At 68.1% G+C, this 21,781-nt stretch carries 23 protein-coding genes; 17 read left to right on the top strand and 6 right to left on the bottom strand.

The annotated features are described in order from the left end of the window. The 3 genes from ABD213_RS06075 to ABD213_RS06065 form a co-directional block, all read right to left on the bottom strand. The gene (locus tag ABD213_RS06075) at window positions 1–510 is read right to left on the bottom strand and encodes an acyl-CoA thioesterase (protein WP_344325894.1); all 510 of its coding nucleotides are present in this window, start codon (window positions 508–510) and stop codon (window positions 1–3) included. Beyond that, window positions 507–2,159, bottom strand: a complete 1,653-nt coding sequence (locus ABD213_RS06070) for an AMP-binding protein (RefSeq protein WP_344325891.1) — start codon at window positions 2,157–2,159, stop codon at window positions 507–509. The genes ABD213_RS06075 and ABD213_RS06070 overlap by 4 nt, the downstream gene beginning before the upstream one ends. Window positions 2,160–2,242: 83 nt before the next feature. After that, entirely contained in the window at window positions 2,243–2,878 is a 636-nt protein-coding gene (locus ABD213_RS06065; RefSeq protein WP_344325888.1) for a TetR/AcrR family transcriptional regulator, read from the bottom strand. A gap of 120 nt (window positions 2,879–2,998) precedes the next feature. Here ABD213_RS06065 and ABD213_RS06060 point away from each other — a divergent pair, with 120 nt between their 5' ends. From ABD213_RS06060 to ABD213_RS05980, 17 genes are all read left to right on the top strand, one after another. Continuing rightward, complete coding sequence (locus tag ABD213_RS06060; RefSeq protein WP_344325885.1) at window positions 2,999–3,220, top strand: biotin/lipoyl-binding carrier protein; 222 nt, start codon at window positions 2,999–3,001, stop codon at window positions 3,218–3,220. A gap of 134 nt (window positions 3,221–3,354) precedes the next feature. After that, window positions 3,355–4,905 (top strand): acyl-CoA carboxylase subunit beta, encoded by a 1,551-nt coding sequence (locus ABD213_RS06055; protein ID WP_344325882.1) that lies wholly within the window; start codon window positions 3,355–3,357, stop codon window positions 4,903–4,905. Between the two features lies 1 nt (window position 4,906). Further along, window positions 4,907–6,562, top strand: a complete 1,656-nt coding sequence (locus ABD213_RS06050; RefSeq protein ID WP_344325879.1) for a class I adenylate-forming enzyme family protein — start codon at window positions 4,907–4,909, stop codon at window positions 6,560–6,562. Continuing rightward, window positions 6,559–8,073: an ABC transporter substrate-binding protein gene (locus ABD213_RS06045; RefSeq protein WP_344325876.1), complete on the top strand. Its 1,515-nt coding sequence runs from the start codon at window positions 6,559–6,561 to the stop codon at window positions 8,071–8,073. Before ABD213_RS06050 ends, ABD213_RS06045 begins: the two co-directional genes overlap by 4 nt. 28 nt (window positions 8,074–8,101) lie before the next feature. Next, window positions 8,102–9,079, top strand: coding sequence for an ABC transporter ATP-binding protein (locus ABD213_RS06040; RefSeq protein WP_344325873.1), 978 nt, complete (start codon window positions 8,102–8,104; stop codon window positions 9,077–9,079). After that, entirely contained in the window at window positions 9,076–10,071 is a 996-nt protein-coding gene (locus tag ABD213_RS06035; RefSeq protein WP_344325870.1) for an ABC transporter ATP-binding protein, read from the top strand. Before ABD213_RS06040 ends, ABD213_RS06035 begins: the two co-directional genes overlap by 4 nt. Next, window positions 10,068–11,012: an ABC transporter permease gene (locus tag ABD213_RS06030; RefSeq protein ID WP_344325867.1), complete on the top strand. Its 945-nt coding sequence runs from the start codon at window positions 10,068–10,070 to the stop codon at window positions 11,010–11,012. The genes ABD213_RS06035 and ABD213_RS06030 overlap by 4 nt, the downstream gene beginning before the upstream one ends. Then, entirely contained in the window at window positions 11,012–11,866 is an 855-nt protein-coding gene (locus ABD213_RS06025; RefSeq protein WP_344325864.1) for an ABC transporter permease, read from the top strand. Before ABD213_RS06030 ends, ABD213_RS06025 begins: the two co-directional genes overlap by 1 nt. Window positions 11,867–11,868: 2 nt before the next feature. Next, the gene (locus ABD213_RS06020; RefSeq protein WP_344325861.1) at window positions 11,869–13,230 is read left to right on the top strand and encodes an acetyl-CoA carboxylase biotin carboxylase subunit; all 1,362 of its coding nucleotides are present in this window, start codon (window positions 11,869–11,871) and stop codon (window positions 13,228–13,230) included. A 204-nt stretch (window positions 13,231–13,434) separates the two neighbouring features. Then, window positions 13,435–13,656, top strand: a complete 222-nt coding sequence (gene infA / locus ABD213_RS06015; RefSeq protein WP_007078610.1) for a translation initiation factor IF-1 — start codon at window positions 13,435–13,437, stop codon at window positions 13,654–13,656. A gap of 81 nt (window positions 13,657–13,737) precedes the next feature. Further along, window positions 13,738–13,851, top strand: a complete 114-nt coding sequence (rpmJ, locus tag ABD213_RS06010) for a 50S ribosomal protein L36 (RefSeq protein WP_008361054.1) — start codon at window positions 13,738–13,740, stop codon at window positions 13,849–13,851. A 166-nt stretch (window positions 13,852–14,017) separates the two neighbouring features. Beyond that, a complete protein-coding gene (gene rpsM / locus ABD213_RS06005; RefSeq protein WP_344325858.1) occupies window positions 14,018–14,386 on the top strand; it encodes a 30S ribosomal protein S13 in 369 nt (122 codons plus the stop codon). A 4-nt stretch (window positions 14,387–14,390) separates the two neighbouring features. Then, the gene (gene rpsK / locus ABD213_RS06000) at window positions 14,391–14,786 is read left to right on the top strand and encodes a 30S ribosomal protein S11 (protein WP_344325855.1); all 396 of its coding nucleotides are present in this window, start codon (window positions 14,391–14,393) and stop codon (window positions 14,784–14,786) included. A 3-nt stretch (window positions 14,787–14,789) separates the two neighbouring features. Then, the gene (rpsD, locus tag ABD213_RS05995; RefSeq protein WP_344325852.1) at window positions 14,790–15,398 is read left to right on the top strand and encodes a 30S ribosomal protein S4; all 609 of its coding nucleotides are present in this window, start codon (window positions 14,790–14,792) and stop codon (window positions 15,396–15,398) included. Between the two features lie 79 nt (window positions 15,399–15,477). Then, complete coding sequence (locus ABD213_RS05990) at window positions 15,478–16,488, top strand: DNA-directed RNA polymerase subunit alpha (protein ID WP_344325849.1); 1,011 nt, start codon at window positions 15,478–15,480, stop codon at window positions 16,486–16,488. A gap of 36 nt (window positions 16,489–16,524) precedes the next feature. Continuing rightward, window positions 16,525–17,109 (top strand): 50S ribosomal protein L17, encoded by a 585-nt coding sequence (gene rplQ, locus ABD213_RS05985; protein ID WP_344325846.1) that lies wholly within the window; start codon window positions 16,525–16,527, stop codon window positions 17,107–17,109. 147 nt (window positions 17,110–17,256) lie between these two features. Then, the gene (locus tag ABD213_RS05980) at window positions 17,257–19,284 is read left to right on the top strand and encodes a S8 family serine peptidase (RefSeq protein WP_344325843.1); all 2,028 of its coding nucleotides are present in this window, start codon (window positions 17,257–17,259) and stop codon (window positions 19,282–19,284) included. Here ABD213_RS05980 and ABD213_RS05975 read toward each other — a convergent pair whose 3' ends face one another. Genes ABD213_RS05975 through truA form a run of 3 tightly spaced genes read right to left on the bottom strand, consistent with a single transcriptional unit; the run spans window position 19,285 to window position 21,605 of the window. Beyond that, entirely contained in the window at window positions 19,285–19,887 is a 603-nt protein-coding gene (locus tag ABD213_RS05975; RefSeq protein ID WP_344325840.1) for a class I SAM-dependent methyltransferase, read from the bottom strand. A gap of 14 nt (window positions 19,888–19,901) precedes the next feature. After that, on the bottom strand, window positions 19,902–20,762 hold the full coding sequence (locus ABD213_RS05970) for an endo alpha-1,4 polygalactosaminidase (RefSeq protein WP_344325837.1): 861 nt from the start codon (window positions 20,760–20,762) through the stop codon (window positions 19,902–19,904). Between the two features lie 48 nt (window positions 20,763–20,810). Further along, window positions 20,811–21,605 (bottom strand): tRNA pseudouridine(38-40) synthase TruA, encoded by a 795-nt coding sequence (truA, locus tag ABD213_RS05965; RefSeq protein ID WP_344325834.1) that lies wholly within the window; start codon window positions 21,603–21,605, stop codon window positions 20,811–20,813. Window positions 21,606–21,781 lie beyond the last annotated feature (176 nt).

Here is a 21,781-nt window from a genome sequence, read left to right as displayed (position 1 = left end):
TCAGTGCCGACTCGTGGCAAGCTCGTGGCTGCGGGGGAGGTCCCATGCGAGTGAACCCTGCTCACGCAGTCGGGCGTCGATGGCGTCCGTCAGTTCCGCAGGCATCGCCGTGGTGCGGCGAGTTTCGAGATCGACGTACGCCTCGACGTACTCCGCCGTACTCGCGACGCGGTCGTTCGTGACGTTGAAGAGGATCGCCATTGCGTGGATCACCTTGCCGCTTCGGCCGAGGATCCGATGGTGGAGCGAGAGTTCGTGACCGACCAGGATCTCGGAGTGGAACTGCAGGTGGTGCGCGATGCTGAAGGTGCTCTGGCCCGTCCGCTCGATCCAGTCTGGAGTGAGACCGAGATCTCGGAAGGCCGCCTCCGTTCCCTCCATGAGCAGTCCGAAGTGATGCCTGACGTTCACATGGCCGTTCTCGTCCTCGAAGGTCGGCGACGCCGTCCTCAGAAGCACCGTTCCCAGCGCTTCCAGATCGGCGCGCGTCGGGTAGGTGGAGCCGTTCATGACACTACCTGTCCGCCGAGAGCGGAGGCTTCGCTCGCCAGCTCGTTCTTTCGGACCTTGCCCGTGGCCGTCATGGGCAACTGGTCGACCACGGCGACCAACGGCACTTTGTACGGGGCCATGTTCTCGCGGCACCAGGCGATGAGTGCAGCAGCCTCCATCGTGGCGCCGTCACGCAGGACGACGAAGGCCACGGGGCGCTGACCGGTGGTCGGGTCGTCGGTCGGCACCACCGCGACGGAGTCGACGGCCGGGTGCTGCGCGAGAAGCATCTCGACATCCGCAGGAAAGACGCTCATCCCATTCACCTTGATCATCTCCTTCCGTCGTCCGAGATAGTGCAAGAAGCCGTCCGCGTCGATGCGGCCGTTGTCGCCGGTGTGAATCCACCCGTCGACGAGCTGTTCACGAGTCGCGGTCTCGTTCCGCCAGTAGCCGTCGGTCACCGAGGGGCTCCGGACGATGATCTCGCCGACCTCGCCGAGAGGGGTGGGCTGCAGGGTGCCCATCTCCACGACCGCGATGTCGGTCCCCGGAACGGGGATCCCGCAGAACACCGGTTCCGACCGCAGGTCGAGATCGTCGGCATCGAAGCCGTAGGGGGTGGCATCGATGGTGTGAGTCTCCGTCATGCCGAAGGAAGACTCGCGAAGCACGGATCCGGGAACGATCTCGGCCCACTGGGCACGGACCTCGGGTGTCATCTTTCGGACGAACGAGACCGCCTGGGGGTCGACGAGAGAACTCAGATCGCGCTCCTTGATTCCCTCCAGCGCCATGAGCTCCAGATAGTTCTCGACTGTCCCTGTCATCAGGGTGACTCCGTGCTCCTCGATCGCGTCGAGGGCACGCTCGGCGCTCCAGCGAGGCATGAGGATGCTGGTCCCCCCCAGGACGAACGGGATCAGCAAGCCGAGGTCCTCCCCTGCGATCCAGAAGATCGGTAGATAGCAGAGTCCGACGTAGCTGCCGTCGGAGGGCATGCGGGTGGCCGTGGCGGCGCTGGCGGCCGTGTAGAGCATGTGGCCTTGCGAGTGACGACAGCCCTTCGGCATGCCGGTCGTGCCGCCGGTGTAGTTGAGCGCTGCGAGCGAGTCCAGGTCACCGTCATCGGACTCGAAGGGCGCGTGCCGGAGGGCGTCAGACCACTCGGGACTGTCCACGACGAGCTCGGAGATCTCGGGGACGCGATCGTCGCACTTGCGGATCACTGGGCGGAGGGCCGAGCTGGTGACGATCATGACAGGCTCGGCGTCGAGCAGCTCGTACGCCAGCTCCGCAGGTTGGAACATCGGGTTCACAGGAACGTGGACCGCTCCGAGGCGGAGGAGTGCGAGGAAGGCGATCGCGAACTCGGGTGAGTTGCCGAGGAAGAGAGCGACCCGGTCCCCTTTCGACACGCCGCGAGCAGACATCCACGTGGCCACCCTCCGGTGCGTGTCGTCGAGTTGGGCATACGTCCAGAACCGATCGTCCATGCGCAAGGCCACGTGGTCGGGGCGTCGAGTCGCCCAGTGGCTGACGTGCTGCGGGATGGTGATCAGGCCCGCGGGATAGCCGACCTCGTGGGGCACGCCTGGGGGTCGAAGGTCTCGGTGGCGTCGCCTCAGCTCGGCGACGTAGTGCTCGAGGTCGTGCGTTCCGCTCATCGCTCTCCTCGTGGTCGGGTCGGCTGCGCGTACTCACATTGACGTTGACGTCAATGTGAGTACAGCGTCTGTTGACGCTCATGTCAATGCTTGAGGACCAGGGAGAGCGCCAAGTCGGCGTACTGCACGCCGATCGCGGTCGGAGAACGTCGGAAGTCGTGGTGGTACCACCGCGCCACGTCGATGCAGAACGACAGGATCAGGATCTTCATCCCTTCCGGATCGGGAACGTCGAACGCCCCGGTAGAGACTCCCTCCTCCAACAAGGAGCGAAGGAACTGCTCGACGCCGCGCCTCAAGCGGGCGACGTCGCTGAACCGCTCGCCGCCGTGCAGACGCATCTCGTACTCGATCATTCGCGAGAGGATGTGCATGTCCGCGTTCCACGCGGCGAACGACGTGATCGCCAGGCGAAGCTTGGTGCTGGGGTCCGTCGCCAGGCCCGCGGGGTCGATGAAGGCCGCCGTGGAGGCACGGTGGCCCTCCGTCGCGATGCGCAGGAACAGGTCCTCCTTCGACTCGAAGTGGATGTAGACGGCGGCTGGGCTCATGCCCGACCTGGCGGCGATCTCTCGTGTCGAGGCGCCGTGGTAGCCCAGGTCGGCGAAGGCGAGCGTGGCACCGGTCAGGATCCGCCCGGCGGCTCCGTGAGCGCGGTCGCTCCAGAAGTCCTCGACGCGTCGCTCGCTGGCCAGTCTGGGTCTTTCGTGTTCCGGCATCGGGTGCTCCCGGGCGGTGGTGATCCGCGATGCTGTCGGGATCGACGGACAGGGCCAACGTGCTAAGCATATGCTTAGAGATCGGGAAATACTCGATTCCGCAAGCGTGAGGAGAACATCGTGTCGAAGACACTTCATACGGAGCTGGCAGCGTCGGTCTTCAAGATCCATGTCTCGCCGGGGGACCGGCTCGATGCCGGTGACACCGTCGCCACTCTGGAGTCGATGAAGATGGAGATCCCGATCGTCGCGGAAGTTGCCTGCAGAATCGACGAAATCCTGGTCGAAGAGGGCGACATCGTCGATGAGGGTGATGCGGTGGCTCGATGGTCAGGGTGTTGAGGCCCTGACGCCGCGCGACAGCGCTCGAAATGAAGATGAATTCATATTAAGGCTTGCGGAGCGTGACCCGCGTCACTTACCGTCGACTGTAGAGACCTAAGCGAACGCTTAGGGGTAGTCGTTCGAGGAGCGCAATGGCACACGTCTGGTCCGCCGAGATCGAGGAGATCGCCCGCCGCCGGGACATGGCCGCCGAGCTGGGCGGCCCAGAGAAGGTCAGGCGTCAGCACGACAACGGGCGCAGCACGGTCCGAGAGCGCATCGGTGACCTGCTCGACGACGATTCCTTCGAGGAGATCGGTGTCCTGGCGGGGTTCGCCCACGAAGGGGCGGATGGATCGCGCAAGGTCGTGCCGGCCAACTTCGTCTACGGACTAGGAGAGCTTGACGGCCGTCGCGTCGTCGTTGGGGGGGACGACTTCACCATCCGCGGAGGAGCGGCAGACGCCGCGATCATGGCCAAGCAGGTCGACTCCGAGCGGGCCGCCTGCGCGCTGCGCCTCCCGCTCATCCGCCTGATCGAGGGCACGGGCGGAGGCGGCAGCGTCAAGATGGTGGAGCAGGCTGGATACACCTACGTGCCCGCCAACCCGGGCTGGGACGTCATCGTGGACAACCTGTCGCAGGTACCGGTCGTCTCGGCCTGCATGGGTCCAGTGGCAGGTCTGGGCGCAGCTCGGGCTGTCATGAGTCATTTCAACGTCCTCATCGAGGACGTCGCGCAGCTCTTCGTAGCCGGTCCGCCGGTGGTGAAGCACGCCACCGGCGAGCAGCTCACGAAGAACGAGCTGGGCGGAGCCCAGGTCCATCGTCGCAGCGGCGCCGTTGACCGGATCGCTCCCGACGAGAAGGCCGCGCTGCAGTCCGTGCGCGACTTCCTCTCCTACCTCCCCTCCAGCGTGCACGAGCTGCCTCCCGTGGCGGAACCGGTGGCTGCCGCGACCGATTCGGAGGCGTTGGCGAGTGTCGTGCCGCGCAACGCCCGGCAGCCCTACCGACTGCGGACCGTGCTCGATGCCGTCTTCGACGCGGGGTCGAACTTCGAGTACGCGTGCTACGGCGGATCGGTCTACACGGGGCTCGCGCGCCTCGATGGGCACCCCGTGGGCGTCGTCGCCACCGACTCCTACAAGGGAGCCACCATGACTCCCAACGGGGCCGACGCGCTCACCCGGCTCGTGGACCTCTGCGAGACCTTCCACCTTCCTCTCGTCAGCCTGACCGACCAAGCCGGAATGATGATCGGGCTGCAGGCGGAGCGCGGCGCATCCATCCGGCGTGGAGCTCGGGCGGTCGTCGCTGCCTACCAGGCGCGCATCCCGATGGCGGAGGTCATCGTCCGCCGCGTGTTCGGTGTCGGTGGTGCCGGTCAGGTCAATCGGCACCGGTTCAGCCGACAGTGGGCCTGGCCGTCCGGTGCCTGGGGGAGTCTGCCGGCCGAGGGCGGCGTCGAGGCGGCGTACCGGCACGAGCTGGAGAGTGCCGAGGACCCCGAGTCCTTCATCCGGGACGTCAACGACCGCATCCAGTCGGCCGTGTCCCCGTTTCGCACGGCTGAGCACTACGGGGTCCATGATCTCATCGACCCGCGGGAGACCCGGGGTCTGCTGACGCGATGGGTTCGCGACGCCTACCGGATCCTGCCCGAGCTCACCGGACCCCCGAGCTTCGGAACGAGGCCATGACATGACCCCGTCCGAACGACTTGAGTTCGACTTCTCGACCGCGGTCGAGGCCCTTGATCATCACGCCCGGACCACGCCCGACCGGGTGGCGGTGCACTACGGCGAGACCGGGCAGGACACGACCTACGCCGAGCTTGCCCGCACGACCGACCTCATCGCCGGCAATCTCGCCGACCGCGGTCTTCGGCCCGGGGCCAAGGTCAGTGTCCTGACCACTCAGCCCCTCGTCGCCACGCTCGCCATGTTCGGCGCCTGGAAGGCGGGATGTCTGTATGCCCCGATCAACTTCCAGTACACCCAGGACCTCCTTGCCTACCAGTTGAACGACACCGATCCCGACCTGCTCGTCGTGGATGTTGGCCTGCTCCCGGCAGTCCAGGCCGTCCACGCTGCACTGGAGCAGGTGCCGCCGACGGTCGTCGTGGGCGGCGAGGGTCCCGACACGTGGGACTCCCTCCTCGCCGAGTCGACCCGACCAGATGTCGTCGTCGAGTGGGACATGCCGGCGAACATCATCTACACCTCCGGCACCACCGGACCATCCAAGGGCGTGGTCCAGCTCCACCGGTGGGTGAACCAGTACTGCTGGTTGGGGCGACGGATGCTGACACCCGACGACGTCGTCTACAACGATCTGCCGATGTACCACGTCGGCGGAGCTCACTTCAACGTCACACGGGCCATCTGGTCGGGTGCCAGCGTGAGCCTGTGGGATCGATTCAGCCCACACGACTTCTGGCGGCGGATCCGCGGGACCGGCTGCACTGCCGCGGTCCTCCTCGACGTGATGATTCCCTGGTTGCTGGGTAGCGAACCGAGCGACGATGACCGCGCCAACCCGCTCAACAAGGTGCACATGCAGCCCTTGCCCGCGACGCACCACGAGTTCGCAGTCCGCTTCGGCATCGACTTCGTCACCTCCGGGTTCGGTCAGTCCGAGGGCGGCAACCCGCTCGCGGCGGTGTTCGAGCAGCTGCCCGAAGGCGAGGGAACACCTCCTGAGCTCTACCGGGGGCGGAACCACGCTCAGGTGCACGCGCTGGTGGAGGCCTTCGACCTCGTGCTCGTGCGCGGGGACGAGGAGGTGCCGAAGGGCATCATGGGTCGTGAGCTGCCACACATGGAGGTCACGGTCCGCGATACGACGGACGACGAGTGTCCGCCCGGCCAGGTCGGCGAGCTCTGCATGCGGCCACGCTCGCCCGGCGTGCTGTTCCACGAGTATCTCGCGAAGCCGGCCGCGACCGTCCAGGCCTGGCGCAACCTCTGGTTCCACACAGGAGACGCAGCCTTCGCGGATGCGGACGGAATCTTCTACTACGTCGATCGGCTCGGTGACCGCATCCGAGTCCGCGGGGAGAACATCTCCAGCTTTCACGTCGAGGAGCTGCTGGCGAAGCACGAGTCGGTGCAGCTGGCTGCTGTCGTCTCGGTACCCAGTGCCGTCGGCGACGAGGACGAGATCGTGGCCTTCATCGAGATGGCCGAGGGGCACAGCTTCGACGCGAACTCGCTGCGGTCGCACTGCGAGTCGACCATGCCGAAGTTCATGCGGCCCCGCGACGTGATCGTGCTCGAGCAGATCCCGCGCACCCCGACCAACAAGATCGAAAAATACAAGCTGCGCAAGCAGTTCTTGGAAGGAACACCATCATGACCCTGCGAACCCGAAGGGGTGCCATGCTCGTGGCAGCCCTCCTGACCGTGTTGACCGCCTGCGGCGGCGGTGGCGACTCGAACGGCTCCGACCGCGCGCTTCGTGTCGCCGCGGCCGCCGACGCGTCCTCGTTGGACCCGATCCGCGGGAACGCCGGCACGGACCACGTGCTGCTGTACCCCATGTACGACACCCTCGTGTCCATCGACGCTGGTCTCGAGCCGCAGCCCGGGCTCGCTGAGTCGTGGGAGCAGGTCTCTCCCACCGAGCTCACCATGCAGCTGCGCGAGGGCGTGACCTTCCACGACGGTGAGCCGTTCGACGCCGAGGCAGTCAAGTACAACATCGAGCGAGCGAAGGGCGAGGGGTCGAACATCCAGGCGGACGTGGCGGCCGTGGAGTCAGTGCGGGTGGATGACCCGATGACGGTGACCTTCGAGCTGGGGAGACCCGACGCGTCGCTCCTCCTGGTCCTTGCCGACCGGGCCGGGATGATGGTGTCTCCGGCCGCTGCCGAGGCAGCCGGTGGAGACCTCAGTACCAGTCCCGTCGGTGCGGGTGGGTGGGAGTTCCAGGAATGGCGTCGTGGCAGTGTGCTGCGCGTGGCCCGGTACGACGACTACTGGGACGAGAGTGCCGAGCGGGTCGCATCGATCGACATGAACATCATCCCGGACCCCACGACGCGTGCCACGTCGCTGCGCTCGGGTCAGCAGGATATTGCCCTCGAGGTGGCTCCGTCCGACGCCGGTTCGCTGGAGGACGCCTCCGGGGTCGACCTGGACCAGTCTCCGCGCGTGAACCTGCATCAGGTCTACCTCAATCGGGGTTCCGACGAGCTCGGTGACCCGGAGGTCCGGCGGGCACTCTCGTTGGCCATCGATCGCGACAACCTCCTCGAGAGCGCCTTCTTCGGGCGGGGTTCGGTAGCGCACGGCGCCCTCCCGAACGACTACTGGGCGGAAGCGCCCTCGTCGGTGCGGTACGACCACGACCCAGCGGAGGCTCAACGCCTGCTCGAGGAGGCCGGCGCGAGCGACCTCAGCTTCGACATGATCGCCAACGCCGACTCCGCCACCGTCCGCGTGGCCGAGATCCTCAAGGAGCAGTGGGCAGCGGTCGGCGTCACCGTCAACATCCTGCCGCGCGAGGTCGTGCAGGCGACGAACGACTACTTCAACGACCGCCGGGCCCCTGCTCTGCTGTCGATGTGGACCGGACGTCCGGACCCTGCCATGACCTACACACTGATGTTCTCTGCCGAGGGGTACTTCAACACCTCGGACGAGGCCACCCCCGGTCTCGAGGAGGCCGTGGCCCGTGCTGACGTATCGACGGATCCGGCCGAGCGCAAGCCTGGCATGGACGAGGCGGCGGAGGCGGTCTTCGAGGACACACCTTTCCTCCCCTTGGCCTTCGCGGACTCGTTGATCGGTCTGCGTGAGGACGTCGACGGATTCGAGTCGAACCTGCTCGGCAAGCCGAAGTTCATCGGCGTCACGCTCGGCTGACTCGAACCCACATGAGGAGGTGATGGTCATGCCGCTGTTGGAAGTCGCGGGCCTCGAGGTCTTCTTCGGTCACGAGAGCGAGGAAGTCCAGGCCCTGCACGACATCAATCTGACCATCGAGCCCGGGGAGATCGTCGGCCTGGTCGGCGAGAGCGGCAGTGGCAAGACCGTCACCTCCTTGGCGCTCATGGGGCTGCTCGACCCCCGCAGTGCTCGTGTGCGGGGCCACGCAGTCCTCGACGGCGACCCGCTCTGGGACGAGCGAGGACGTCGACGGCCACGTCGTGACGTCCCCCTCGCTATGGTCTTCCAGGAGCCGATGACCGCGCTCGACCCGGTCTTCACCGTGGGGCGTCAGCTGGTGGAGACCCTGAGGGTGCGCCAGCACATGACCAAGACCGCCGCGCGGGGCGAAGCCCTGAACCTGCTGGACTCGGTGGGCATCTCCGACTCCCGGGCCAGGATGAAGGCCTATCCCCACGAGCTCTCCGGCGGCATGCGCCAGCGAGTGATGATCGCCATCGCCCTGGCCTGCAACCCCAGTCTGCTGATCGCCGATGAACCCACGACGGCGGTCGACGTGACCATCCAGGCTCAACTGCTCGATCTGATTCGGGACCTGGCCCGTGACCGTGGCATGGCAGTTCTCTTCGTGACGCACGACCTCGGAGTGGTAGCCGAGACGTGTGACCGCGTCGTGACGATGTACGCCGGGCAGATCGTGGAGCGTGGCCCCGTTCGACGGGTGTTGTCCGACCCCGGCCACCCCTACACGGCCGGGCTCCTCGCAGCGCTACCGTCCCCCACCTCCCGCGGCGGACGACTCGAGACCATCCCGGGCCGGGTGCCCGCTCCGGGTGAGCTGGTCTCGGGATGCGTCTTCGCCCCGCGCTGCCCGCATCGGCGTGAGGCCTGCGAGGACGTCCAGCCCCTCATCCAGCTCGAGGACCAACGGGACGCACGGTGCGTCCGGGCCCACGAGCTCGACTTGAAAGGCGCCCCATGACGACTTCTGTGCCACTGCTCTCCCTGGAGTCGGTGACGGTGCGGTTCCCCATCGGTCGACGACGCCACGTGACCGCGGTCGACACCGTCGACCTGAACCTCCTTGAGGGGGAGACGCTGGGGTTGATCGGCGAGAGCGGTTCGGGCAAGTCCACGGTCGCCCGGGCCGCGATCGGCTTGGCGCCGGTGAGCGGCGGCACGGTGCGATGGCGGGGCGACGACGTCCGCTCCTTCTCCGGACAGCGCCGTCGGGAGTTCACCGAAGCCGTCCAGATGGTCTTCCAGGATCCACACAGCGCTCTCGACCCGCGTCGGACGATCATCCAGAGCGTCCGCGAGCCACTCGACGTGATGGGTCGGGGTCGCAAGAGCGCTCGCCAGGAGACTGCGGAGAAGGCTCTCTCCGACGTCGGCCTGCCGCGCCAGATGCTCGGGAGGTATCCCCACCAGCTGAGTGGAGGGCAGAAGCAGCGTGCGAACATCGCCCGGGCGCTCGTGACGGACCCGCAGGTCCTGATCTGTGACGAGTCGGTCGCCGCGCTCGATGTTGCGCTCCAGGCAGAGATCTTGAACCTGCTGCAGGACCTGAAGGAGAAGTACGAGCTCACGGTCCTATTCATCAGCCATGACCTGAGCGTCATCAGCCATCTCGCCGACCGCATCGCCGTCATGTATCTCGGTGACATCGTCGAGGAGGCACCTACCGACGCCATCGTCGAGCGCCCTCTCCACCCGTACAGCGAGGCCCTGTTGTCGGCCCAGCCGCTCGTCAGTCACGCTTCTCGGGGCACTCGGATCACACTCGAAGGTGACATCCCCAGTCCGGTATCTCCTCCACCGGGGTGCCGCTTCAACACGCGCTGCCCGCACGCAGCGGATGAGTGTCGTGAGACCAGGCCAGCCCTGGTCCCGGTCGTGCCCGGACACGAGTCGGCGTGCTTGAGGATCGAGGATCTCTACCCTGGTTCCGTGCGCTCGGAGGCGCTCCGATGAGGGTCTTGCGCGTCGCCGGGACCAGCGCAGTGGCGGCGGTGCCTACGCTCGTGCTCGCGACTCTCATCGTCTTCTTCCTGCAGCGTCTGATCCCTGGAGACCCGGCGGTCGCCATTGCGGGCGAGTACGCCACTCCAGACAACCTGGAACGGATCCGGGTCGACCTCGGGCTCGACCAGCCACTGGTCATGCAGTACCTGAGCTGGATCGGGAATGCTCTCACCGGTGACCTCGGGACGTCCTACCAGACAGGCGAGCCGATCGCGGCCCTCGTGTTCGATCGGTTGCCGCTGACCCTGCTGCTCACACTCTTCGCTCTGGTGGTCGCGATCGCCATCGGCCTGCCGGCTGGGGTGATCGCCGCACAAAAGGTGGACACCGCGTTCGATCGCTTCCTCACCACAGCGGCGACGTTCGGCCTTGCCGTGCCGAACTTCTGGCTCGGCATGATGCTCATCGTGGTCTTCGCGCTCGGACTCGGGTGGTTCCCGGGACCGGGGGGCGTCAGGCTGCAGGACGACCCTGCCCAGGCGCTGCATGGGCTCGTCCTTCCCGCGCTCGCGCTCGGGCTCGTCGGGGGGGCCGAGATCTGTCGCCAGGTGCGAAGCGCGATGGTGGAGAATCTCTCTGCCGACTATGTGCGGACACATCGCGCGAAAGGGCTGCCCAATCGGGACATCGTGTGGCGGCACGCCCTCAAGAACTCCAGCCTCCCGTTCGCGACGATCATCGGTCTGCAGGTGTCCCGACTGATTGGCGCTGCGGTCGTCGTCGAGGCGGTGTTCGGACTCTCCGGACTGGGATCACTTGCCGTCGAAGCGACGAATCAGCGCGACTACGGCGTCATCCAAGCTGTCGTCTTCGTGGCTGCGCTGATCGTGCTCCTGACGAATCTTCTCGTCGACATCTCCTACCGCCTACTCGACCCGAGGATCGCCTGATGAGCGTCATCACCACCCACGTCAAGGCTCGCACGCCTCGTCGTCGCGCAGGTCGACTCGCCGTATGGACCAGCTACGCCATCCTCGGTGCAGTCCTGGTCGTCGTCCTGTTCGCAGGCCTCCTCGCTCCGTACTCACCGACTGAGCAGGCACTCGATCGCATCCTGCTTCCGATGAGCACAGCACACCCGTTGGGGACCGACGACCTCGGGCGAGATGTGCTCAGCCGGATGCTGCACGGAACGCGTGTGTCGGTGCTCGCGGCGTCGTTGGCCGTCGCCATCGCCGTGGTAGCAGGTCTTCCAGTGGGCATCCTGGCAGGATGGCGAGGCGGTCTGGTCGACCTGTTCGTCATGCGGCTCGTGGACTCGGTGATGTCATTCCCCGCCATCGTCCTGGCGATCGGGATCACCGCGACCATGGGGCCGAACATCACCAATGCGATGATTGCCGTCGGCATCGTGCTCTCGCCGGCCATCATCCGTCTCGCCAGGGCCCAGGTCATGGCCATCAAGTCGGAAACCTACATCGAAGCCGCGGCGTCCTTCGGTGCCGCGGGCTTGCGACGGATGATCGTGCCGCATGTCGTGCCAAACATCATCCAGCCGATACTCGTGCAAGTGGCCGTCCTCATGGGCTTCGCTCTCATCGCTGAGGCCAGCCTGAGCTTCCTGCAGCTCGGCGTGCAGCCCCCGGACGCGTCGTGGGGGGCGGTGCTCTCGCGCTCCTACGTGTTCCTCGATCAGGCGCCGCTGCAGATATTCGTGCCGGGAATCGCCATTGCGGCAACCGTCTTTGCCTTCAACATCATCGGCGACGAGGTTCAACGACTGCTCGACCCCAAGAGGAAGTGACCATGTCGACCTTGTTCGTGGCCAACCGTGGCGAGATCGCCGCACGCATCATCCGTAGCGCGAGGGAGGCAGGCTTTCGTTGCGCCGTTGCGCGGCCCGACGTCGATGAGGGCTTGCCTTACGTCGATGATGCGGACGTCGTGATCGACCTCGAGTCCCCGCGGTCCTTCTCCGACCCAGCCGTGATGGTCGACGCCGCCGTCGCGGCGGGTGCCGACCTGCTGCACCCAGGCTACGGGTTCCTTTCCGAGAGCGCGGACTTCGCACGAGCAGTTCAGCAGGCGGGAATCGTGTTCGTCGGCCCCGGCCCGGACATCATCGAGACGATGGGCGATAAGGCCAACGCGCGGGCACGTGCCGTTGCCTCAGGCCTGGCCGTTCCGGCCGGGTCGCTCGGGCCGATCAGCTCGGTGCGTGAGGCCCGGCTGGTTGCGGCCGAGGCGGGTTTCCCTCTCATGGTCAAGGCCGTAGCGGGCGGAGGCGGGATCGGCATGGCTGTCGCCGCCGACGAATCTTCGCTCGAGGAAGTGGTCACAGCCGTCATGGGCAGGGCCGCGTCCGTCTTCGGTGACGACCGCGTCATCGTCGAGCAGTACCTCTCGGCCTCGAAGCACGTGGAGGTCCAGGTGATGGGTCTACCGGACGGGCGCGTCATCGCTCTCGCTGAGAGAGATTGTTCCGTCCAGCGTCGCCATCAGAAGGTCGTGGAGGAGAGCCCGTCACCGGCGGTTGACCGGACACAACGGGCAAGGCTGCGCAGCCTTGCCTGTCAGCTCGCCGAGGGTGTCGGCTACCAGAACGCCGGAACGGTCGAGTTCATCCTGGACTCTTCGTCCGGCGAGGCCTACTTCCTCGAGATGAACACCCGGCTTCAGGTTGAGCACCCTGTCACTGAAGCCGTGCACGGGGTGGACCTCGTGCGGTGGCAACTCGAGATCGCGCAAGGGTCGTCTCGCGTCCCTGATGGCCTCCTCCTGGAGCCACGGGGACACGCGGTCGAGCTGAGGCTCTATGCTGAGGACTCGGAACGCTTCCTCCCACGGCCCGGGAAGATCTCGCGGTGGACGCTACCGTCAGGGAAAGATCTCAGGGTGGACTCAGGATACGCGGACGGGGCAGTGGTGACCCCATTCTTCGACCCGCTGTTGGCGAAGATCATCGCGCTGGGGGGCACCAGGGATGAGGCCATCGACTCGGCGGTCGCCGCGGTGCGCGAAACGCGAGTCGACGGGCCTGGGAACAACCTTGTGTTCCTCGATCGCGTCCTCCGAACACCCGAGTTCCGCGAGGGCACCTACGACACGAACGTGGTCACCGTGATGGCTGCCCGTCGGCATGATGACGACAGGGCACCCGCCGAGTAGCCCGTCGACGCTTCGACCCCTGGTGATCGAAGGTGTCATGCAGACATGGGCGACGTGCTCGCCGCCCGGACCGATTTGAATCCCGCGCCTCCAGCGGCGTAGACTTCCCTGTCGGCCTGTACAGGCGCGCTCACCCCTGCCTGCGGGCTGGACGCGCGCGTGCGCGGTCCGAGTCAGACGAAACGATTCGAGAAGCTGAGGTTCATGGCGAAAAAAGAAGGCGTCATCGAGATGGAAGGTGCCGTTGTCGAGGCACTGCCCAACGCGATGTTCCGCGTGGAGCTGGCCAACGGCCACAAGGTCCTCGCGCACATCAGCGGCAAGATGCGTCAGCACTACATCCGCATCCTCCCCGAGGACCGCGTGGTGGTGGAGCTCTCGCCGTACGACCTCAGCCGTGGGCGCATCGTCTACCGCTACAAGTGAGCCAGCTCCCCGTGAGCACCGGGCTCGACCACAACAGAACAGCACCACACACGTTCAGAGACTGAGAAGAGAGCTTCCTCGATGAAGGTCAACCCGAGCGTGAAGAAGATCTGTGACAAGTGCAAGGTGATCCGTCGCCACGGCCGCGTCATGGTGATCTGCGAGAACCCCCGCCACAAGCAGCGGCAGGGCTGAGACAGCTTCTTCACACGCACCACCCACATCTGACGGCTCACCTGCCCACGGCAGGTGTCACCCCCGGCGCAGAGGCCGGGGCCCGGCTCAGGACCCCCAGTGGTCCTGGAGGCAGCCGGGGCGCCCCGGATGACGACACCTCTGCCGAACGGAAGGACACGCCACCATGGCACGCCTCGTTGGTGTCGACCTCCCGCGCGACAAGCGCGTAGAGATCGCACTCACCTACATCTTCGGGGTCGGACGCACTCGTGCGATCCAGACCCTCGCCGCCACCGGAGTCAGTGGGGACCTGCGGGTCCACGAGCTGACCGACGACCAGCTGGTCGCCCTGCGCGACCACATCGAGGCCAACTACCAGGTCGAGGGCGACCTGCGTCGTGAGGTCACCGCCGACATCCGTCGCAAGATGGAGATCGGTAGCTACCAGGGCCGCCGCCACCGTGCGCACCTGCCGGTCCGCGGCCAGCGCACCAAGACCAACGCGCGCACCCGCAAGGGCCCCAAGCGCACCGTCGCCGGAAAGAAGAAGTGATCTGATGGCTCCCCGTACTGGCGCCAAGAAGACGCGCCGCAAGGTCAAGAAGAACGTCGTTCAGGGCGAGGCCCACATCAAGAGCACGTTCAACAACACGCACGTCACGATCACGGACCCCACCGGGGCCGTCATCGCCTGGGCCTCCGGCGGCACCGTCGGGTTCAAGGGCTCGCGCAAGTCGACTCCGTTCGCCGCGGGCATGGCCGCCGAGGCCGCCGGCCGGCAGGCGATGGAGCACGGCATGAAGAAGGTCGACGTCTTCGTCAAGGGCCCCGGCTCGGGCCGCGAGACGGCGATCCGCTCGCTGAGCGGAGTCGGCCTCGAGGTCGGCACCATCTCCGACGTGACCCCCAGCCCGCACAACGGCTGCCGCCCGCCCAAGCACCGGAGGCTCTGACACATGGCCCGCTACACCGGACCCCTCACCAAGAAGTCGCGCCGCTTCGGCGTCGACCTCGTCGGCGGAGACGCCGCCTTCGAGAAGCGCCCCTACCCGCCCGGCATGCACGGTCGTGCCCGGGTCAAGGAGTCGGAGTACCGCACCCAGCTGCACGAGAAGCAGAAGGCGCGCTACACCTACGGCGTCCTCGAGAAGCAGTTCCGCACGTACTACGAGAACGCGCACCGCAAGCCCGGCAAGACCGGTGACAACCTGCTCCAGCTGCTCGAGTGCCGCCTGGACAACGTCGTCTACCGCTCCGGCCTGGCGCGCACCCGTCGTCACGCCCGCCAGCTCGTGACCCACGGTCACTTCCTGGTCAACGGCGTCAAGACGAACATCCCGTCCTTCCAGGTCAGCAAGCACGACATCATCGACGTCAAGCCCAAGAGCCTGGAGACGACGCCATTCATCGTCGCCCGCGAGACCCACGACGCCGACACCGTCCCGGCGTGGCTCGACGTCTCGCCCGATCGCGGTCGCATCCTCGTGCACGACAAGCCCGTGCGCGAGCAGATCGTCGTCCCCATCCAGGAGCAGCTGATCGTGGAGTTCTACTCCAAGATCTGAGGCCTCCGCCCGTCCCGGAGCCCAGCTCCACCCCGTCCCGTTCCCTCAAATGGTGGGGGGTTCGGAAAGGAAGAAACACATGCTCATCGCACAGCGCCCCATCCTGACCGAGGAAGTCGTCGACGACTACCGTTCGCGGTTCGTCATCGAGCCCCTCGAGCCGGGCTTCGGCTACACGCTCGGCAACTCCCTGCGTCGCACGCTGCTGTCCTCGATCCCCGGAGCGGCCGTCACGTCGATCCGCATCGACGGCGTGCTGCACGAGTTCTCCACGGTCCCCGGGGTCGTCGAGGACGTCACGGAGATCATCCTCAACCTCAAGAGCCTCGTTGTCTCCTCCGAGCACGACGAGCCGTTCGTGATGTACCTGCGCAAGAGCGGCTCCGGTGTCGCGACGGCCGCGGACATCGAGGCGCCCGCGGGCGTCGAGGTCCACAACCCCGACCTGCACGTCGCCACCCTCAACGACAAGGGATCCCTCGAGATCGAGCTCGTCGTCGAGCGCGGCCGCGGCTACGTCTCGGCGGCGCAGAACAAGACCGGCGACGAGGAGATCGGTCGCATGCCGGTCGACTCGATCTACAGCCCCGTGCTGAAGGTCAGCTACAAGGTCGAGGCCACCCGAGTCGAGCAGCGCACCGACTTCGACAAGCTCGTCGTCGACGTCGAGACCAAGCGTTCGATGGCCCCGCGCGACGCGCTGGCCTCGGCCGGCTCCACGCTGGTGGAGCTGTTCGGCCTGGCGCGCGAGCTCAACGTGGAGGCCGAGGGCATCGACATCGGTCCGAGCCCGGTCGACGAGCAGCTGGCCGCCGACCTCGCCCTGCCGGTCGAGGACCTGAACTTCACCGTCCGGTCCTACAACTGCCTCAAGCGCGAGGGCATCCACACCGTGGGTGAGCTCATCACGCGCTCGGAGCAGGACCTGCTCGACATCCGCAACTTCGGCTCCAAGTCGATCGACGAGGTCAAGGCCAAGCTCGCCGAGATGGGCCTGGGCCTCAAGGACAGCCCGGCCGGGTTCGATCCCGCCGCCGCTGCCGAGGCCTTCGACGACGACGCGAGCTTCGCCGAGGACGAGCAGTACTGACCTGCCGCCCGCACGACTGAAACTGGAGACACCCTCATGCCTACGCCCACCAAGGGAGCGCGCCTCGGCGGCAGCCCCTCGCACCAGCGCCTCATCCTCGCCAACCTGGCGACGGCGCTGTTCGAGCACGGCCGCATCACGACGACGGAGGCCAAGGCCCGCCGCCTGCGCCCCTACGCCGAGCAGCTCATCACCAAGGCCAAGACCGACACCGTCGCCAACCGGCGCCAGGTCGTGAAGGTCATCCGCGACAAGAGCGTGCTGCACACGCTCTTCACCGAGATCGGGCCGGCCATGGCCACCCGTCCGGGCGGCTACACCCGCATCACGAAGATCGGCCCCCGCAAGGGTGACAACGCCCCGATGGCCGTCATCGAGATCGTCGAGGGCAAGGAGTTCTCGGCGACCACCGAGAGCACCAGTGCCGCTCCGGCCGCCGAGCCGACGGTGAACGACGCCGACGACGCCGCCGAGGTCGAGACCGACGTCGTCGCCGGCGCCCCGGCCGACGAGGCCGAGACCGAGCCGGCCACCTCCGAGGAGGTCGAGGCGTCCGCCGAGGCCGTCGAGGAGGCGTCCGCCGACGCCGAGCCGGAGAACGCGGCCGACGACAAGGCCTGATCTTCCGGGTCACGCCGTCACGGGACCCCCGCACCGCGCACGCGGAGCGGGGGTCCCGTGCGTCCACCCGATCCCGGCGATCCCGTCCGCCGGCGGCCGCGAGGCACTAGCATCGAACGGTCGGGGACGGTCGGAAGGGGCCCACGGATGAGGTCGGTCTCGCTCGCCGGCGTGGTCATGGTGCTCGCCGCCTCGCTCGCGGCCCCCTCGGCAGCGACCGAGGACCCGGCTGACGAGGCCTCGCCGGTGGCGCGCGGGCTCATCGTCAGCTCCGACGTCTCCGACGAGGGCCTCGAGGCGTCCGCTCAGGAGCAGGCGGAGGAGGTCGGGCCGGTCGAGGTCGTGCAGGTCGCCGGGCTCACCGACGACCTCCAGACGGTCCGCTTCGACGAACCCGTCCCGTACGACGACGCCGCGGAGATCGCCGATGCGCTCACCGAGCAGGCCGACGTCGAGTGGGCGGTCCCCGACGGCAGGGTCGTCGCGCAGGCCGCCTCGCCGGTCACGCCCGACGACCCGCTCTTCGGATCCCAGCTGCAGCTGTGGGACAGCGCGGCCTCGACGGCCGGTGGGCACAGCACGAAGGCTCCGGCGTTCTGGAGGACGAGCAGAGGAGCCGGAGTCGTCGTCGCGGTGCTCGACACCGGGATCACACAGCACACCGACCTCCGGCGCCGGACCGTCCCCGGGTACGACATCGTCGGGGCCGACCGCGACGCCGCCGGACGCCCACTGCCCGCTGGTCACCCGGACCGCTACTACACGGCCAACGACGGCGACGGCCGCGACGCCGACGCCACGGATCCCGGCGACTGGGTCCCGGCGGGTGACGCCCGCTGCCACGGCCTGCTCGCGCCCAAGGTCGACAGCAGCTGGCACGGGACGCACGTGGCGGGGATCATCGCCGCCGAGCAGGACAACGGCACGGGCATCAGCGGGATCGCCCCGGACGCGCGGGTGCAGTCCGTGCGTGTCCTGGGTCGCTGCGGCGGGTGGGACTCCGACGTCCTCGCCGGCATCACGTGGGCCTCCGGAGGGTCGGTCTCCGGACTTCCCCGCAACCCGACGCCGGCCGCGGTGCTGAACCTCTCCCTCGGCAGCGAGTACACCTCGGCCTCGGCGGCGGCCTCGGCGTGCCGGGCCTACGACACCGTCCTCGACGGTGCTCGCTCGCGTGGGTCCGTGACGGTGGTGGCGGCCGGCAACGCGTCGGGTCCGGTCGCGGCGAGCACCCCGGCGGCCTGTCGCCACGTCGTCGCGGTCGCCGCGACCGGGCGGTCGGGCCGACCGGCGGTCTACACGAACCGGGGGTCGGCGGTCGACGTGGCGGCGTTCGGCGGCGATGCGAGCCGGGACGGATCGGCGGTCCTGTCGACGATCGACACCGGCGTCACCACGCCGGCGGGTCCGGGGTACGCCCGACGTCAGGGGACCAGCATGGCCACCCCGGCAGTGGCAGGAGCAGCGGCGCTGCTGCGGTCCGCGGGCGTGCCGGCGTCGTCGGTGGAGACGGTGCTGCGCCGCTCGGTGCAACCCCATCCGACCACGGGAGGCGACGTCTGCACCACGAGCACGTGCGGGGCCGGGGTGCTCGACCTCTCCCGCGTCCCGGTCACGGTCGGGCTCACCGTCAAGACCACGCGACGTGCGTACGGCAGCAGCGCCGCCTACCCGGTCAGTGTGCGCATCGACGGCCGGCACCCGGCCAGGGGTCGGGTGGAGCTGCGTCGCGGGTCGACGGTCCTGGCACGCGCCACGCTGTCCAAGGACGGCACCGCGCGGCTCAAGGTCAAGGGGTCCGCCTGGCGCATCGGACGCAACGACCTGCGCGTCGTGCACCAGGGCGGGCGACGCTCGTCGGTGCGGACCGTGACCGTCACCAAGGCCACCCCGACGGTGCGGATGTCGGTGCCCTCGAGTGTCGGCAGCAGGACGCGCGCCCGGATGTCGGTCCGGGTCACGGCCGCCGGAGTGGCCCGTCCGGCCGGACGCCTCGACGTCTACGACGGTCGTCGACGGATCGCCTCGGCCACGCTCACGTCGGCTCAGCAGGGACGACGGACGATCGTCCTGCCACGACTGGCCCGCGGCGACCACCGGCTCCGTGTCGTCTACACCGGCTCGTCGACCGTCGCCAAGAAGTCCTCCGCGAGCCGCACCGTCCGGTCCCGGTGATCACTCCCGCCTGACGGTCAGCACACGGAAGCCCTTCGCTCCGGCCGACCGGTCGCAGGCCCACCCCTCCTCGACCAGCCAGCGCTGGAGGCTGTCGGCGCCGAGGTTCTTGCCGACGACGAGGTACGCCGTCCCGCCGTCGGACAACCGGGGCAGCCAGCGCTGCAGCAGCGCGTGGAGGGCCGGCTTGCCGATCCGGATGGGCGGGTTGGACCACAGGTGGTCGAACCTGAGGTCCGCGGGGACGTCGTCAGGGGCGGCCACGTGCACCTCGACGCCGAGCCGTGCGGCGTTGTCGCGCGTCAGCTCGAGCGCGCGTTCGTTGACGTCGGTCGCCCAGACGGTCGTCGCGGGGGAGTGGTGGGCGATCGCGCAGGCGATGGGTCCCCATCCGCAGCCCAGGTCGAGCACCGTCCCCGTCGTGGGCGGGTCGACGGCGCCCAGGAGGATCGCGGTGGCCTTGTCGAGGCGCTCGTGGGAGAAGACCCCGTCGGCGCTGTGCAGGGTCAGCTCCGCACCCCACGCGGACACCGTGACGTCACGGCGGCGCTCGGGGCCGGTCGGTGTCTCGAAGTAGTGGTCCTGCGCGCGGCCGTCGTCCACGCGTCCATCCTGCCTCAGCAGCGTCGCGCGACGTGGTCGGGGGACCAGGGCGGGAGGAGGAGCCGGTCGCGCTGGATGATCGAGATCTGCTCACCCCGCTCGGCGCAGGAGCGTTCGAAGCCCTCGGGGACGTTGTCGGTGTACTCCACCTGGATCATCTCGTCGCCGTAGCGCTCCTCGAAGAGCCCGCACGTGTCGTAGGCAGCGCACTCCTCGGCGATCGTGAAGTCGAAGCCCAGCCGGCTGCCGTCGATCTCGAGGGTGTTCTTCTGGGCGATCGCGAGACCCTCGGCGTGCGCCATGTCGACCATGGCCGCGGCGATGTCCTCTGCGTCCTGCAGCGTGAGCAGCTCCTCGGAACGGCCGAAGGAGTCGAGGTTGTCCGGCTCGACCGCCTTGAACCCGGCCTCGGCACAGCCGGCGAACCAGTCCGACATGAGGGCCAGGTACTCCTCGCGGTGCTCGGGCCGGGTGTCCAGCAGCACCTCGTCGGGCCAGTTGGGGTCACCGACGAGGTTGCCTTCCTCGGTACGCAGCAGCAGGTCGGGGTGGTTCTCCTCCCACCAGTCCATCGTGCCGGGCTGGGTCTGGAAGGCGTTGATGTAGCAGATCCCGTAGAGGTCGGGGACCCCTGGCGCCTCGTGGTCACGCACGACGACGGTGACGTCGTCGGCGGGGACGTAGGCGCCGCCGAGCTGGTAGTCGACGACCGCGTCGACTGGGAGCGGCTCGATCTCGCGCGTGAGGTCGGCGGTCTGCACAGGAGCCGGGGCGGGTCGCTGGAGGCCGACGGCGAGCGCGACGACGCCGACGAGCGCCGCCACCGCGACGACGCTGCCCAGCACACGACGACCCAGCGCACGACCGACGACCATGGACCCCAGTCTGCCCAACGCGACGAAGCGCGGCAGGGCGGTCCCGGCTCAGTCCTCGTCGCGACGACGGCGCGAGACCCGGACCCGCTCGGCCAGGAGGGCCGGCTCGGGGTAGAGGACCTCCTCGAGGGTGAGACCGTGGGCCGGCATCACCCGGACGCGCGGGTCGCGCGCGCCTGCCCGCAGCACCTCACCCGCCCAGTGCGGTGGGTGCCGGTGCTCGCCGGCCGCGACGAGGGCTCCCATGAGCGCGCGGACCATGGAGTGGCAGAAGGCGTCGGCGCGGACGGTCGTCGTGACCACGGGACCCTCCCGCCGGCTCGACAGCTCCAGGAGCGTCCGGATCGTCGTGGCTCCCTCCCGGCGGCGGCAGAACGCGGCGAAGTCGTGCTCACCCACGAGGTGCTCGGCTGCGGCGTCCATCGCGACGACGTCGAGGCGACGACGCCAGCCCACGACGTGACGGCGCGTCAGCGGGTCTGGTGCGCCGGAGTCGTCCAGGCGGTAGGCGTACCGCCGCTCGAGGGCGGCGAAGCGCGCATCGAAGCCCTCGGGGGCGACCGATGCGTCGCGCAGTGCGACGTCGTGGGGCAGGATGCCGCGGACGCGTCGGGCCAGTCGTTCGACATCGACGTCGTCGGGCAGGTCGACGTGCGCGACCTGCCCGCGCGCGTGCACCCCGGCGTCGGTTCGCCCGGCGCAGGTCAGGCGCGGCGCGGGCTCGAGCCGCGTGACCGTCGCGAGGGCGTCCTCCACCACCTGCTGCACGGTGCGCAACGACGGCTGCGCCGCCCAGCCACGGAAGTCCGTCCCGTCGTAGGAGAGGTCGAGACGCACGCGCACGGGCCAACGGTAGCCCGGTGGTCAGGAGGTCTCCCTGAGGAGTCCCTCACCAGCAACGAGCAGTGGTGGAGCCTCGTTCTCAGCGGTCACGACCACGTCGACGACTGCAGCGACGCCGGTCGCCGCGGCCGTCACCTCGAGCCCGACCCGCCGGTCGGTGCGGTCCCGGAGGAGGT

Source organism: Aeromicrobium halocynthiae (assembly GCF_039531385.1).
Classification (GTDB): domain Bacteria; phylum Actinomycetota; class Actinomycetes; order Propionibacteriales; family Nocardioidaceae; genus Aeromicrobium; species Aeromicrobium halocynthiae.
Note: the sequence above shows the minus strand (reverse complement) of the source record. Positions and strands in the feature narration are given on the sequence as shown.